Below are 14,982 nucleotides of genomic sequence, written 5' to 3'. Positions count from 1 at the left end.
TAATCTCCTTTTCTATGAACTAAAATAAACGCAAATTCGGCAATCATTTATTTTTTTAATTGGAATATCCATATCATATATTTCTTTTAATGAATCCGACTGAATGATTTCATTTGTCGGTCCATTTTTTACAACCTTCCCGTCCTTCAAAGCCACAATCCGGTCTGAATAGACAGAGGCGAAATTGATATCGTGCAGGACAATGACAACCGTTTTTCCTAACTCATCCACTAGGCGGCGGAGAATTTTCATAATTTGGACGGAATGCTTCATATCTAAATTATTCAACGGCTCATCGAGCAAAATATAGTCCGTATCCTGTGCAATTACCATGGCGATAAATGCTCGCTGGCGCTGGCCACCAGATAGTTCATCAAGAAAGTCATGCTGCATATCGGTTAATCCCATATATTTAATCGCTTGATCGACCATCTTCTCATCTTCCTCGTTCAGGTGCCCCTTTGAATATGGGAACCTCCCAAACGACACGAGTTCACGAATCGTCAGCCTTACATTCATATAGTTGGATTGTTTTAAAATGGACACACGCTTGGAAAAGTCATTCGATTTCATTTTCTTTACGTGAGAGTTTTCAATCAGCACCTCACCCGTATCCGCTTCGATTAATCGGCTAACCATCGAAAGCAGCGTTGATTTCCCAGCTCCATTTGGACCGATAAAGGAAGTAATTTTTCCTGGATGAATATCGACTGTCACATTTTCAACGACAGGCTTTTTCCCATAAAATTTGGATAAGGCACGGACTTGAATCATTTAGATCGACTCTCCTTTAGCAGTAAATAAATGAAATACACGCCACCGAAAAAATTAATGATGACACTAAGAGTTGTCGAGAACGTAAAGATTCGCTCCACAACCCACTGCCCCCCCACAAGCGCAATGATACTCATGACCATTGCACCACTAATGATTGTGGTATGTCTGTAGGTATTGAAAAACTGATATGATAAATTAGCTACAATCAGACCGAAAAACGTAATCGGGCCAACTAATGCAGTAGCAACAGAAATTAATATAGCTACCAAAACGAGCATTCGTTTCACAATTAGATCGTACGGAACACCAAGGTTTACGGCATGATCACGGCCAAGCGAGATAACATCCAAATAGTTCATTGACCTTACACCTATTACAATTGCGGCGATAATAATGATTAACGCAAGCCATACTAAATCACCATTCACATTATTAAAGCTTGCAAACATCCGATCTTGCACTCTTTGAAACTCATTCGGGTCAATAAGCACCTGCAGGAAAGTAGAAATGCTGGAAAAAAACGTTCCTACAATTATCCCAACAAGCAAAAGGAAGTATATCGGCCGCTTTCCATTTTTAAAAAGCAGTTGATAGAGTAATAAGGCAAATACAATCATAGCTACAACTGATAAAAAGAAATTATACTGCCGATTGGCGACCAATACATGACCGGATCCTAAAAAGAAAATAATAATCGTTTGGATGAGTAAATAGAGGGAATCAAGCCCCATTATACTCGGTGTTAAGATTCGGTTATGCGCAATCGTTTGGAAAACCACTGTTGCATACGCAATGGATATACCTGTTAGAACCATAGCAATGACTTTAATTCCTCTTCGCGGCAATGCATAATCGAAGCTGCCATTTAAACCGTGAAATAAATAAATATTGATAAACAAAATCGCTAGTACAGCGAGAATGATCATTTTTATAGAATTACGCATACGCCTTCCTCCTAAATAGTAAGTAGAGGAAGATTCCGCTGCCAATGACTCCTACCATCAAGCTAATCGAAATCTCATAAGGGTAAATAATAACCCGTCCCAATATATCACACACAAGCAAAAAGGATGAGCCAAGTAATGCGGTATGCGGTAAGGTCTTTTGCAAATGATCCCCTTTAAAAATTGAAACAATGTTTGGGATAATTAAGCCAAGAAATGGAATCATTCCAACTGTTAGAACAACCGTAACGGTTATTAGTGCTACAAGAATAAGTCCAAAATTCACAACTCGTTTATAGGACAAACCTAAGTTTTTCGAAAAATCTTCCCCCATACCTGCGACTGTAAAGCGATTCGCAAATAGATAGGCCACTACTAACAATGGAATCGTTATGTATAAAAGCTCATATCGTCCCTTCATTATCATTGAAAAATCACCCTGGAGCCATGCAGACATATTTTGGATGACATCTGCCCGATAGGCAAAAAAGGTCGTAATCGAAGATAAGATGTTTCCAAACATTAAACCAACAAGCGGAATAAAAATTGCGTCCTTAAATTTAATTCGGTCAAGCAATTGCATAAACAAAAGCGTGCCGGCGAGCGCAAATACAAAGGCAACGACCATTTTTTCAAGAAGAGACGCATTCGCAAATAACAGCATTGACACTAGAATTCCAAGTCTAGTAGCATCGAGTGTACCCGCTGTTGTTGGTGAAACGAATTTATTCCGGCTGAGCTGCTGCATGATTAGCCCTGCAATACTCATCCCTGCTCCTGCAAATAAGATTGCCAATAATCTTGGCAAGCGGCTGATGAGAAAAATTTGAGTTTCATCAGATTGCAGATTCAGCAAATCCTTCGGTGTTATATGGCTCACACCAACGAAAAGGGATAGGATTGATAGAACAATGAGCGAGGCGATAAGGTATCTTTTTTTCATAACTATCTCCAATAAGTAAACATTTTCGTAAGCTTTAATGATACTGAAAATCATTATCACTACAACTCACAATTTTTATTATAACAGTCAGGAAATGATTGTCAATGAATAAATGAAAATAATTATCAATCGCAATTAGTATTTCAATCTGGTATGACACTTACTTTTTAAGATGTTTGTCCAATAAAAGACATGAAACTGACAATCATTTTCTAGGAATAATAGCAAAAAAACAGAAATATGAATTGATATTAAAGGGTAAAACAGATGGAACTTCAATCAGTGGGGTTATCCAGCCCGTTAATCTGATAATCATATCGGTGAAGGGGTAACTGCGTTGGAATTCATTGTGAGAGCTAAGGAAGGGTTAACGCTACAGTCATTATATTACGGATCCAGGCGAGAAAACATGGTCAGTGGCTTTATTCATCTGCAATACGGGGATATTATGACAATTACGAACCAAGGCAAGTTTGTATATGGAACGGGCTGGTTTATCCTTATCACAATTAAGGATTCAATTAAGGATTTTGTCTTCATGCCTGAGCTTGACGAAGCAATCAACACAAATAAGCTGCAAACAGGGATTGACGTAATGTTGGACCACTCTATTTCTACCTTTTATTTAGACAAATCCTTAGTTCATCGAAACAAGGAGCTATTCCTATCACTTTCAACCAAATTGAAAGAATCTTCATTTCTGTTGCATAGAATAACTAATAATTTCCCATCAGGTAAACAATTTTCGTAGCTTACTAAACAATAATTTACAAATACATACAAAAAACCGCTAATCCACAATATATATATGGAAATAGCGGTTTTATTAGGTTAGACCAATTGGTAATTAATGTACAATTAGAAATATTAATCTTTAATCAACACCTTAGGAGGCTGTTGTTCAATACAGATAAAAAGTGGCTCCGCAGGTAGGATTCGAACCTACGACCGTTCGGTTAACAGCCGAATGCTCTACCACTGAGCTACTGCGGAATAGTAAATATATGGGCCTAAATGGACTCGAACCATCGACCTCACGCTTATCAGGCGTGCGCTCTAACCAGCTGAGCTATAGGCCCATTAAAATTATATGGAGCGGGTGAAGGGAATCGAACCCTCATCAACAGCTTGGAAGGCTGTGGTTTTACCACTAAACTACACCCGCATTTTTGATTGATACAAAATTAAATTTAATTTACGCTCATTCATGCCTCTTCCTCTTCTAGCAAATTCAAGGATGTGAATGTGTCGAGGCAACTCGAAGATTATACATGGATGTTTCGCTCGTGGCTGTGGTTTTACCACTAAACTACACCCGCATTTATAAATTTGGAGGCAGCACCCGGATTTGAACCGGGGATAAAGGTTTTGCAGACCTCTGCCTTACCACTTGGCTATGCCGCCATTTCTTAAATTTTGATTGTGGTCAAAATTTGCTTCAAAGTCCTACGGTCTTTGTCGCAAGTTTTTTTAAAAACCATTCATCGATGTAAGGCTTCGGGGCTGTTTTTAAAAAAACTGGCTGGGCTAGCTGGATTCGAACCAACGCATGTCGCAGTCAAAGTGCGATGCCTTACCGCTTGGCTATAGCCCACTGAAGTAACCTCAAGAATTGCTTCTCTGTAAAATAATATGGGGCGGCTGATGGGAATCGAACCCACGAATGTCGGAACCACAATCCGATGCGTTAACCACTTCGCCACAACCGCCATAATTCACATATTTTTATATTTGGCAGGGGTAGTAGGAATCGAACCCACATCAAAGGTTTTGGAGACCTTCGTTTTACCATTAAACTATACCCCTATAAATGGTGGTGGGGGACGGATTCGAACCGCCGAACCCAAAGGGAGCGGATTTACAGTCCGCCGCGTTTAGCCACTTCGCTACCCCACCATATGGAAAAATAGGGATTTTGAAAATTTTATGGTGGCTCAGGACGGAATCGAACCGCCGACACAAGGATTTTCAGTCCTTTGCTCTACCGACTGAGCTACTGAGCCTAATTAATGTAACTTCCTAAAGTTTGTGTGGCTTTGGGAATGTGCTTCAAAGCCCTACGGTCTTTGTCGCAGATTTTAATAGCTTGCCATTCGGTGAAGAAATGCTTCGCAGCTGCAATCTTTTAAAATCCTCTACCGACTGAGCTACTGAGCCTAATATAAATATGGCGGTCCGGACGGGACTCGAACCCGCGACCTCCTGCGTGACAGGCAGGCATTCTAACCAACTGAACTACCGGACCAGATTGCGGGGACAGGATTTGAACCTGCGACCTTCGGGTTATGAGCCCGACGAGCTACCGGACTGCTCCACCCCGCGATAATAATATTAATATGATTTTTTACTATGCTCATATATAGCATAAGGACTGTCCCAATCTCAGAATGCTAAATCAAGCAGCAGCTCGATCGGTACAACTCGCAGTTTATTCAAGGAGTAACGCTCGTTGCTCCACCCCGCGATAATGGTATTTATATAATTTTCACTAAGCATAATATGGAGGAGGAAAGGGGATTCGAACCCCTGCGCGGTTTGACCCGCCTGTCGGTTTTCAAGACCGATCCCTTCAGCCGGACTTGGGTATTCCTCCACATTAAAATCATAAATATGGTAGCGGCGGAGGGGATCGAACCCCCGACCTTACGGGTATGAACCGTACGCTCTAGCCAGCTGAGCTACACCGCCAAATTAAGAAAAGACATTTAGTTTGATATAATAATGGTGGAGCCTAGCGGGATCGAACCGCTGACCTCCTGCGTGCAAGGCAGGCGCTCTCCCAGCTGAGCTAAGGCCCCATACATAAAGGTATAAAGGAACACAATTAGAATTAATTCCTATACTGCAAAAAATATTTTTGGAGCGGAAGACGGGATTCGAACCCGCGACCCCCACCTTGGCAAGGTGGTGTTCTACCACTGAACTACTTCCGCACATCAAAAATGGTGAGGTAAGTACTTTATAAAAAATACCGGATAGAAGTTAACATCTAACCAATTTATTGTAGTCAGTTGTTCAGGTCTACACCGGTAAATGATGGAGGATGACGGGATCGAACCGCCGACCCCCTGCTTGTAAGGCAGGTGCTCTCCCAGCTGAGCTAATCCTCCTCAGCGCAAAAAGTGCAAGTGCATATTAGTTAAACATATATCACTTCTACTATGCTGTAAAATGGTGACCCGTACGGGATTCGAACCCGTGTTACCGCCGTGAAAGGGCGGTGTCTTAACCGCTTGACCAACGGGCCAATTTATTTAAATTGATCATGCATTCATCAAAAATAATAGCCCCTCTTGGGGCTAGCCTAGCGGCGTCCTACTCTCACAAGGGGACAGCCCCTAACTACCATCGGCGCTGAAAAGCTTAACTTCCGTGTTCGGGATGGGAACGGGTGTGACCTTTTCGCTATCGCCACTAGACCTATTTTATTGAGGTTTGTTCCCTCAAAACTAGATAATGCTGAAGAAGTTATTCGAGTAATCATACTAAATGTGGTTAAGTCCTCGACCGATTAGTATTTGTCAGCTCCACGTGTCGCCACGCTTCCACCTCAAACCTATCAACCTGATCATCTTTCAGGGGTCTTACTAGCTTGACGCTATGGGAAATCTCATCTCGAGGGGGGCTTCATGCTTAGATGCTTTCAGCACTTATCCCGTCCGCACATAGCTACCCAGCTATGCCTTTGGCAAGACAACTGGTACACCAGCGGTGCGTCCATCCCGGTCCTCTCGTACTAAGGACAGCTCCTCTCAAATTTCCTGCGCCCACGACGGATAGGGACCGAACTGTCTCACGACGTTCTGAACCCAGCTCGCGTACCGCTTTAATGGGCGAACAGCCCAACCCTTGGGACCGACTACAGCCCCAGGATGCGATGAGCCGACATCGAGGTGCCAAACCTCCCCGTCGATGTGGACTCTTGGGGGAGATAAGCCTGTTATCCCCGGGGTAGCTTTTATCCGTTGAGCGATGGCCCTTCCATGCGGAACCACCGGATCACTAAGCCCGACTTTCGTCCCTGCTCGACTTGTAGGTCTCGCAGTCAAGCTCCCTTATGCCTTTACACTCTTCGAATGATTTCCAACCATTCTGAGGGAACCTTTGGGCGCCTCCGTTACTCTTTAGGAGGCGACCGCCCCAGTCAAACTGCCCACCTGACACTGTCTCCCGCCCCGATCAGGGGCGCGGGTTAGAATTTCAATACAGCCAGGGTAGTATCCCACCAATGCCTCCACCGAAGCTGGCGCTCCGGCTTCCAAGGCTCCTACCTATCCTGTACAAGCTGTACCGAAATTCAATATCAGGCTACAGTAAAGCTCCACGGGGTCTTTCCGTCCTGTCGCGGGTAACCTGCATCTTCACAGGTACTATAATTTCACCGAGTCTCTCGTTGAGACAGTGCCCAGATCGTTACGCCTTTCGTGCGGGTCAGAACTTACCTGACAAGGAATTTCGCTACCTTAGGACCGTTATAGTTACGGCCGCCGTTTACTGGGGCTTCAATTCAGAGCTTCGCTTGCGCTAACCCCTCCTCTTAACCTTCCAGCACCGGGCAGGCGTCAGCCCCTATACTTCGCCTTGCGGCTTCGCAGAGACCTGTGTTTTTGCTAAACAGTCGCCTGGGCCTATTCACTGCGGCTCATCCGGGCTATTCACCCAAATGAGCACCCCTTCTCCCGAAGTTACGGGGTGATTTTGCCGAGTTCCTTAACGAGAGTTCTCTCGCTCACCTTAGGATTCTCTCCTCGCCTACCTGTGTCGGTTTGCGGTACGGGCACCTTTTCCCTCGCTAGAGGCTTTTCTTGGCAGTGTGGATTCAGGAACTTCGGTACTATATTTCCCTCGCTATCACAGCTCAAGCTTAACGCAAGCGGGATTTGCCTCGCTTGCACTCTAACTGCTTAGACGCGCTATTCCAGCAGCGCGCTTACCCTATCCTCCTGCGTCCCCCCATTGCTCAAACGGTAAAGAGGTGGTACAGGAATATCAACCTGTTGTCCATCGCCTACGCTTTTCAGCCTCGGCTTAGGTCCCGACTAACCCTGAGCGGACGAGCCTTCCTCAGGAAACCTTAGGCATTCGGTGGATGGGATTCTCACCCATCTTTCGCTACTCATACCGGCATTCTCACTTCTAAGCGCTCCACCAGTCCTTACGGTCTAGCTTCAACGCCCTTAGAACGCTCTCCTACCACGGACATCGCAGATGTCCATCCACAGCTTCGGTGATACGTTTAGCCCCGGTACATTTTCGGCGCAGAGTCACTCGACCAGTGAGCTATTACGCACTCTTTAAATGGTGGCTGCTTCTAAGCCAACATCCTGGTTGTCTAAGCAACTCCACATCCTTTTCCACTTAACGTATACTTTGGGACCTTAACTGGTGGTCTGGGCTGTTTCCCTCTTGACTACGGATCTTATCACTCGCAGTCTGACTCCCATGGATAAATCTTTGGCATTCGGAGTTTGTCTGAATTCGGTAACCCGATGAGGGCCCCTAGTCCAAACAGTGCTCTACCTCCAAGATTCTAACAACATGAGGCTAGCCCTAAAGCTATTTCGGAGAGAACCAGCTATCTCCAAGTTCGATTGGAATTTCTCCGCTACCCACACCTCATCCCCGCACTTTTCAACGTGCGTGGGTTCGGTCCTCCATCCAGTGTTACCTGGACTTCAACCTGGACATGGGTAGGTCACCTGGTTTCGGGTCTACGACCACATACTCATACGCCCTATTCAGACTCGCTTTCGCTGCGGCTCCGTCTATTCAACTTAACCTTGCATGTAATCGTAACTCGCCGGTTCATTCTACAAAAGGCACGCCATCACCCGTTAAAGGGCTCTGACTACTTGTAGGCACACGGTTTCAGGAACTATTTCACTCCCCTTCCGGGGTGCTTTTCACCTTTCCCTCACGGTACTGGTTCACTATCGGTCACTAGGGAGTATTTAGCCTTGGGAGATGGTCCTCCCTGCTTCCGACGGGATTTCACGTGTCCCGCCGTACTCAGGATCCACTCTGGAGGGAACGAAGTTTCAACTACAGGGCTTTTACCTTCTCTGGCCGGCCTTTCCAGACCTGTTCATTTACCTCGTTCCTTTGTAACTCCGTATAGAGTGTCCTACAACCCCAAGAGGCAAGCCTCTTGGTTTGGGCTAATCCCGTTTCGCTCGCCGCTACTCAGGGAATCGCGTTTGCTTTCTCTTCCTCCGGGTACTTAGATGTTTCAGTTCCCCGGGTCTGCCTTCAATACCCTATGTATTCAGGTAAAGATACTGTTCCATTACGAACAGTGGGTTCCCCCATTCGGAAATCTCCGGATCAAAGCTTACTTACAGCTCCCCGAAGCATATCGGTGTTAGTCCCGTCCTTCATCGGCTCCTAGTGCCAAGGCATTCACCGTGCGCCCTTATTAACTTAACCTTGTTCGGTGAATGATAAGCGGCGCATCTCTGCGTCAGCTCCGTCACTGTGCTCCTCGCGTACCAACTACGTACGCTCCGGTGCTCGTTCTGTCGCTTCCTTGATCTGCTTGCTTCTCATCCTCCTCACAACTCTTCTGAATTGTGATTGGTTTTAAACTCTATATATAATAGAGAGAATAACTAAAATGGCGATTACTCGGTTATTGCTTCTTCATAATCATTATCTAGTTTTCAAGGAACAAAAAACACTAATTTACATAGTGTTTTGAGAGATAATTCCCTCAAAACTGAACGAACAAGTAACGTCTTTTATTGAAGTATCAAGTACTTCAAATCTTCCTTAGAAAGGAGGTGATCCAGCCGCACCTTCCGATACGGCTACCTTGTTACGACTTCACCCCAATCATCTGTCCCACCTTAGGCGGCTGGCTCCTTACGGTTACCCCACCGACTTCGGGTGTTACAAACTCTCGTGGTGTGACGGGCGGTGTGTACAAGGCCCGGGAACGTATTCACCGCGGCATGCTGATCCGCGATTACTAGCGATTCCGGCTTCATGCAGGCGAGTTGCAGCCTGCAATCCGAACTGAGAATGGTTTTATGGGATTGGCTAAACCTCGCGGTCTTGCAGCCCTTTGTACCATCCATTGTAGCACGTGTGTAGCCCAGGTCATAAGGGGCATGATGATTTGACGTCATCCCCACCTTCCTCCGGTTTGTCACCGGCAGTCACCTTAGAGTGCCCAACTGAATGCTGGCAACTAAGATCAAGGGTTGCGCTCGTTGCGGGACTTAACCCAACATCTCACGACACGAGCTGACGACAACCATGCACCACCTGTCACTCTGTCCCCCGAAGGGGAAAGTCCTATCTCTAGGATTGTCAGAGGATGTCAAGACCTGGTAAGGTTCTTCGCGTTGCTTCGAATTAAACCACATGCTCCACCGCTTGTGCGGGCCCCCGTCAATTCCTTTGAGTTTCAGCCTTGCGGCCGTACTCCCCAGGCGGAGTGCTTAATGCGTTTGCTGCAGCACTAAAGGGCGGAAACCCTCTAACACTTAGCACTCATCGTTTACGGCGTGGACTACCAGGGTATCTAATCCTGTTCGCTCCCCACGCTTTCGCGCCTCAGCGTCAGTTACAGACCAGAGAGTCGCCTTCGCCACTGGTGTTCCTCCACATCTCTACGCATTTCACCGCTACACGTGGAATTCCACTCTCCTCTTCTGCACTCAAGTCCCCCAGTTTCCAATGACCCTCCACGGTTGAGCCGTGGGCTTTCACATCAGACTTAAAGGACCGCCTGCGCGCGCTTTACGCCCAATAATTCCGGACAACGCTTGCCACCTACGTATTACCGCGGCTGCTGGCACGTAGTTAGCCGTGGCTTTCTGGTTAGGTACCGTCAAGGTACCGCCCTATTCGAACGGTACTTGTTCTTCCCTAACAACAGAGTTTTACGATCCGAAAACCTTCATCACTCACGCGGCGTTGCTCCGTCAGACTTTCGTCCATTGCGGAAGATTCCCTACTGCTGCCTCCCGTAGGAGTCTGGGCCGTGTCTCAGTCCCAGTGTGGCCGATCACCCTCTCAGGTCGGCTACGCATCGTTGCCTTGGTGAGCCATTACCTCACCAACTAGCTAATGCGCCGCGGGCCCATCTGTAAGTGATAGCCGAAGCCATCTTTCAGCTTTCCTACATGAGTAGAAAAGAATTATCCGGTATTAGCTCCGGTTTCCCGAAGTTATCCCAGTCTTACAGGCAGGTTGCCCACGTGTTACTCACCCGTCCGCCGCTAACTTTTGGGAGCAAGCTCCCAAAAGTTCGCTCGACTTGCATGTATTAGGCACGCCGCCAGCGTTCGTCCTGAGCCAGGATCAAACTCTCCAATAAATTGTGAGTTGATTAGCTCATAAATATCTTTTTTTAGAAAAAGACCAAAAGTTAAACGTTGACGTTTTTGTTCGTTCAGTTTTCAAAGAACTAATGTTGCTGACAAGATAATACTATATCAGATCATCTTTGTGATGTCAAACACTTTTTTGAAATAATTTTTGTATCGTGTTTGCGACAGAATCTTATATTATCATTTTCAGTTGTGATTGTCAACACTTTATATGATATATAGAAATTCTTTTTCATCTCCTCGCCTGTATTTCGTAGCGAGATTTTTATATTACTATTATATTTTCTATATGTCAACAACTATATTAGTATTATTATATAAAGAATAAAAAACAATATCATATATAAGAATTTGAAACGGGCAACCCATTTATAATTGTTTCCTTCGATGTTCATATTGAAAAGCCGCTCTTTATATAAAGAGCGACACATACTTTTTTACACAACATTTTAATATATTTGTATTACTGATCCATTTTTATGGATCACATGCACTTTCTGACTAGATTTCTTCTGATAATCTGAAGCTGTTCCATAGGGCACTTGTAAAACAAGAGGTTTTCCTTGCTCCGTAAATTCCACAGTAAAACTATCAGCAGCTCCAACCACTTCCGCTTTAGAAATTTGAACAGATCCAGGAATATTTAGTTTCTGTCCAATTAGAACCATTTCCTTACTAAGCCCATTTGCACCAGCTAGTTCTTTAGCTGTCATCCCGAAGCGCTTTGCTATTCCCCATAACGTATCTCCTGCTACAACCGTATAGTAACTTTCCACATCGCTATGGGTTTCTAGTGGCAATAAGAGTTTTTCCCCCGCAATTATTTTGTCGGAATTCATATTGTTTTTCTTTTTCAAATCATTAATAGATATTTCATACTGTTTAGCGAGTGAGTATATCGTATCCCCTTTTTGGACCGTATATGAAACAGAACCCTCTTCAGTGTGTTGAATAGGTAAAAGAAGGCGCTGGCCTACTATAATTTTTTCTGACACTAGACCGTTTACTTCCATTAGTTGTTCTACACTTACTTGATACTTTTTAGAAAGGTTATATAGATTATCTTTTGGTTTAACTGTATAAGCTGAGCTATATGCTTCTGCTTTGCCGTTTAATAAGATAATAGCTGTAATAGCTCCAGCAGCAGTAGTAATAGCCACTTTTTTATTACGAGCTTTCATTCTTTGCTTGCGCATTTCAGCAATTCTCTGTTTTCGCTTAGTTGAAATTGTGTTCAATGTTTCTTTTCCCCCATATCTCTCTATGTTAAATACGAATTACTTAATAGTAATTCGTATCACAAGGGGTTCTTATGTCTGTCTTACCAAAACTTTTATTGGAACCCTTTTCTTTCCTATAGGAGATTACTAAGCTCATATTATCGAGTTTTAGAATTCGAATGTGATTACTCGGTTTAATAGCTGAAATTTTCCTCTATTAAATAAATTTAAAGTGGCAAAGTGATGTTCTTCTGAATCATCTTTTGCAGATGCTTAACAGTTGGAGTTAAATTAACAAGGAAATAGGATTCTCTCAGTCTTCTTGCTGGGTCGCTATTTTTCAAGTATCCCGCCCCACCTTGATGAAGCATGCATGCGTGTACGGATTTTAATGTTAGATTCACAGCATCAAGTCTTAGCTGCAGTAACTCATTCCATTTCTCAGAAATATTGGGGCTTTCAGCAATTTGGAATGTTTTCTTAGTCATTTCATTTAAAATAATTTGCAGTTCATCTGTTTGAATATCTAAATACTGATTGCATCCACCCTGCTTGTTGCAAACCTTTTGAATAGATTTAATCGATGCCTCTGTCACTCCTAATCCGAGAGGAATTTGATATAGCACAAAAGCCGGGCGAATATTAAGTATAAATTCATCTGCCCGTTCAGCAATTATCCACTCTTCTTGTATCCTTACATCATTAAATGCACAAGAATAGGTGGCACTTCCGTTTACTCCCATATACTCTCGTTTTTCCTTTAGAGTTAATCCTTCAGCTGAGCACGGGACAAAAGCCATTATTCGTTGGCGTTCATCTACCTCAGCAATAATTCCAAACCAATGGTCTTTTCCTAGGTTAGAAACAGCAGGTAAATTCCCTGAAACTACAAAGCCATCTTGCGACCTCTTTGCCTTTAAATGTAAAGACTCTAGACCCGCATAATATTTCATCGGATTTGATAAGCCAGTGCCGCCTAATAATTCCCCGCTTTCAAGATAAGGAAGAATTTCATGTTTTAGAAATGGATTATCAGTGTTTCGGATATAAGTTAAAGAAGCTAAATGACACCATATATTAAAAGCTGTCGTCATACATACCTTAGCCGTTTCTTTTACCAGATACACTTCTCGCGATAGTCTTTCTCCCTTCGGCAAATCCTTCGAACTAAGCAGCCCCTCTTTGCCAATAGCCTTTAGGAAATCTTCTGGGTAGTGGGCTTCTGAATCTATCTTTCTGACTAGAGGTTTCAGATGTGTCTGCAGCAAACTTTCAAAATTCATATAAGCAGCCATCCCCTTTCTTTAGAAAAATCAAGCAGGAGTTTCACCTTTTTACAATTTAATCTTCTTATTTATTAAGAAAACCTCCATAAAGGAGGTTTTCCTTTCATTTTTATGAAAGCTCAGTTATTGTGTCAATTGGAGCTTTAACCGCTTCACGTGCTTTTTTTACTGTTCCTTCGTCCGGCGCATCATAAAAGCACAGGCATTTCGTCATATCTTCACATACGTAAGTTCTGGAAAAAGAAACTTCTGGAACCTCTGCATAATGAACGGAATTTGTCGTCTTCCTATCTAGATATTGTTCCATAGTCAAATTTTCCGGGAGATTCCACTCGACTAAATAATTTACTTTTTCCTTCTGTTCCTTAACCTTCGCCAAATCTTGGCCGACTAAACGCACTGGCTTAATTAGAGCTACGGAAATTCCTAATTCTCTTAAACTTTCAGTAACCGCATTTCGGTCTTCACCTTCAAAAATGAAGAAGGCTCTAGAAAACTCTTTTGAAACTTGAACTTCAATTAAACTAGTATTTTTCCCACTAACTGATTCCTGTACCTCGGATACCTTAGCCTCAAATGCTTCCTTAGTTCTTACTGCCTCATTCAAAATAGATTCAACAAGATATAGCGCCATGTTTCTCTTCCTCCTCAAGGATATAGTTATTATTATTTAGTTAGATAAACTAACCTGTTAACTTTCTTAATATGCTATTGGTTTGCCCTTCCCCATTGCTTATCTACCCATTTCTCAAATAAGCCAATTGCCTTATCAAGCAAAAGCCCGCAAACCCCAATAAAAATAATACCCGCTAACACTAAATCTAAGTTCATAGAATTTCTTGCATCTACTATTAAGTAGCCTAGCCCTGACTGCGCTCCCACCATTTCCCCAGCAACCAGGAATATCCAGGCAGTTCCTAAAGCAATATGCAAGCCATTTGCAATGAAAGGAAATGCGGCGGGAAGAATAATTTTAACAAGTAAATGCGATTTCCTTATTTCAAAATTCTGAGCAATTTTCAGATAGGTTGGATCTACTTTCCTTACTGCTGAAACAGTTGATAGTAAGACAGGGAAGAATGCAGCAATGAAAATAATGACGATGGCGGGAATATCACCAATCCCAAACCACAAAACGATAAAAGGCGACCAGGCTATTGGTGAAACAGGCCTTAAAACCTGCACTACCGGATCCAAGATATTCCAAAGTGCTAGAACCCTTCCTAAGATGAGCCCCAAAATGACAGCAATAATTACTGCCGCCAAATAACCAATTAAAAACCTCATCATGCTTACTTGCAGGTGGACAAAGAATGAACCGTCCTTTATGAGCGAAACAATTCCATCCCACACTTTAAGCGGCGGAGGCAGAAGGGCTTCATCATAATTCCCGATAGCAATCGTTATTTGCCAGGCAGCGATCAGAAGAACAAAACCAGCTATGACATTTGAGAGTTTTTTTACACTTCCCATTTC

General features: G+C 43.6%; 8 protein-coding genes, 17 tRNA genes and 3 rRNA genes. 1 reads left to right on the top strand and 27 read right to left on the bottom strand.

Going from position 1 to position 14,982, the window contains the following annotated elements; all coding sequences use genetic code 11:
• Positions 1-12: 12 nt before the first annotated feature.
• The 3 genes from RRV45_RS01900 to RRV45_RS01890 are packed head-to-tail and all read right to left on the bottom strand — an operon-like array spanning position 13 to position 2,664.
• Positions 13-774 (bottom strand): iron ABC transporter ATP-binding protein, encoded by a 762-nt coding sequence (locus tag RRV45_RS01900; RefSeq protein ID WP_315667061.1) that lies wholly within the window; start codon positions 772-774, stop codon positions 13-15.
• The gene (locus RRV45_RS01895) at positions 771-1,721 is read right to left on the bottom strand and encodes an iron chelate uptake ABC transporter family permease subunit (RefSeq protein WP_315667060.1); all 951 of its coding nucleotides are present in this window, start codon (positions 1,719-1,721) and stop codon (positions 771-773) included. The genes RRV45_RS01900 and RRV45_RS01895 overlap by 4 nt, the downstream gene beginning before the upstream one ends.
• A complete protein-coding gene (locus RRV45_RS01890) occupies positions 1,714-2,664 on the bottom strand; it encodes an ABC transporter permease (RefSeq protein ID WP_315667059.1) in 951 nt (316 codons plus the stop codon). The genes RRV45_RS01895 and RRV45_RS01890 overlap by 8 nt, the downstream gene beginning before the upstream one ends.
• Positions 2,665-3,001: 337 nt before the next feature.
• Between RRV45_RS01890 and RRV45_RS01885 the strand changes: the two genes are divergently transcribed.
• A complete protein-coding gene (locus RRV45_RS01885) occupies positions 3,002-3,415 on the top strand; it encodes a hypothetical protein (protein WP_315667058.1) in 414 nt (137 codons plus the stop codon).
• 167 nt (positions 3,416-3,582) lie between these two features.
• Here RRV45_RS01885 and RRV45_RS01880 read toward each other — a convergent pair.
• The 24 genes from RRV45_RS01880 to RRV45_RS01765 form a co-directional block, all read right to left on the bottom strand.
• Positions 3,583-3,657 (bottom strand) — tRNA-Asn (locus RRV45_RS01880).
• Positions 3,658-3,669: 12 nt separating this feature from the next.
• Positions 3,670-3,743 (bottom strand) — tRNA-Ile (locus RRV45_RS01875).
• A gap of 12 nt (positions 3,744-3,755) precedes the next feature.
• Positions 3,756-3,829 (bottom strand) — tRNA-Gly (locus RRV45_RS01870).
• 165 nt (positions 3,830-3,994) lie between these two features.
• Positions 3,995-4,068, bottom strand: a tRNA-Cys gene (locus RRV45_RS01865).
• 115 nt (positions 4,069-4,183) lie between these two features.
• Positions 4,184-4,258: transfer RNA gene (locus tag RRV45_RS01860), tRNA-Gln, on the bottom strand.
• Between the two features lie 39 nt (positions 4,259-4,297).
• Positions 4,298-4,373, bottom strand: a tRNA-His gene (locus RRV45_RS01855).
• A 23-nt stretch (positions 4,374-4,396) separates the two neighbouring features.
• Positions 4,397-4,470, bottom strand: a tRNA-Trp gene (locus RRV45_RS01850).
• A 5-nt stretch (positions 4,471-4,475) separates the two neighbouring features.
• Positions 4,476-4,560, bottom strand: a tRNA-Tyr gene (locus tag RRV45_RS01845).
• A gap of 31 nt (positions 4,561-4,591) precedes the next feature.
• Positions 4,592-4,667, bottom strand: a tRNA-Phe gene (locus RRV45_RS01840).
• 165 nt (positions 4,668-4,832) lie between these two features.
• A tRNA-Asp gene (locus tag RRV45_RS01835) sits at positions 4,833-4,909 on the bottom strand.
• A 3-nt stretch (positions 4,910-4,912) separates the two neighbouring features.
• A tRNA-Met gene (locus tag RRV45_RS01830) sits at positions 4,913-4,986 on the bottom strand.
• A gap of 178 nt (positions 4,987-5,164) precedes the next feature.
• Positions 5,165-5,257 (bottom strand) — tRNA-Ser (locus tag RRV45_RS01825).
• 18 nt (positions 5,258-5,275) lie between these two features.
• Positions 5,276-5,352, bottom strand: a tRNA-Met gene (locus RRV45_RS01820).
• Positions 5,353-5,386: 34 nt separating this feature from the next.
• A tRNA-Ala gene (locus RRV45_RS01815) sits at positions 5,387-5,462 on the bottom strand.
• A gap of 60 nt (positions 5,463-5,522) precedes the next feature.
• A tRNA-Gly gene (locus RRV45_RS01810) sits at positions 5,523-5,597 on the bottom strand.
• Positions 5,598-5,701: 104 nt separating this feature from the next.
• Positions 5,702-5,774, bottom strand: a tRNA-Val gene (locus RRV45_RS01805).
• 62 nt (positions 5,775-5,836) lie between these two features.
• Positions 5,837-5,911 (bottom strand) — tRNA-Glu (locus tag RRV45_RS01800).
• Positions 5,912-5,966: 55 nt separating this feature from the next.
• Positions 5,967-6,083, bottom strand: a 5S ribosomal RNA gene (rrf, locus tag RRV45_RS01795).
• A gap of 72 nt (positions 6,084-6,155) precedes the next feature.
• A 23S ribosomal RNA gene (locus tag RRV45_RS01790) occupies positions 6,156-9,090 on the bottom strand.
• Between the two features lie 346 nt (positions 9,091-9,436).
• Positions 9,437-10,987 (bottom strand): 16S ribosomal RNA (locus tag RRV45_RS01785).
• The 16S, 23S and 5S rRNA genes sit together here with 17 tRNA genes alongside, the layout of an rRNA operon.
• A gap of 462 nt (positions 10,988-11,449) precedes the next feature.
• The gene (locus RRV45_RS01780) at positions 11,450-12,238 is read right to left on the bottom strand and encodes a LysM peptidoglycan-binding domain-containing protein (RefSeq protein WP_315667057.1); all 789 of its coding nucleotides are present in this window, start codon (positions 12,236-12,238) and stop codon (positions 11,450-11,452) included.
• A gap of 209 nt (positions 12,239-12,447) precedes the next feature.
• Positions 12,448-13,503 carry an acyl-CoA dehydrogenase gene (locus RRV45_RS01775; protein WP_315667056.1) on the bottom strand — a complete coding sequence of 352 codons (1,056 nt, stop codon included), beginning with the start codon at positions 13,501-13,503 and terminating at the stop codon, positions 12,448-12,450.
• A 112-nt stretch (positions 13,504-13,615) separates the two neighbouring features.
• Entirely contained in the window at positions 13,616-14,140 is a 525-nt protein-coding gene (locus tag RRV45_RS01770) for a DUF4242 domain-containing protein (RefSeq protein ID WP_315667055.1), read from the bottom strand.
• A gap of 74 nt (positions 14,141-14,214) precedes the next feature.
• Positions 14,215-14,979, bottom strand: a complete 765-nt coding sequence (locus RRV45_RS01765; protein WP_315667054.1) for an ABC transporter permease — start codon at positions 14,977-14,979, stop codon at positions 14,215-14,217.
• Between the last annotated feature and the right edge of the window lie 3 nt (positions 14,980-14,982).

The sequence above is a fragment of the Bacillus sp. DTU_2020_1000418_1_SI_GHA_SEK_038 genome, assembly GCF_032341175.1.
GTDB lineage: Bacteria > Bacillota > Bacilli > Bacillales > Cytobacillaceae > Cytobacillus.
Note: the sequence above shows the minus strand (reverse complement) of the source record. Positions and strands in the feature narration are given on the sequence as shown.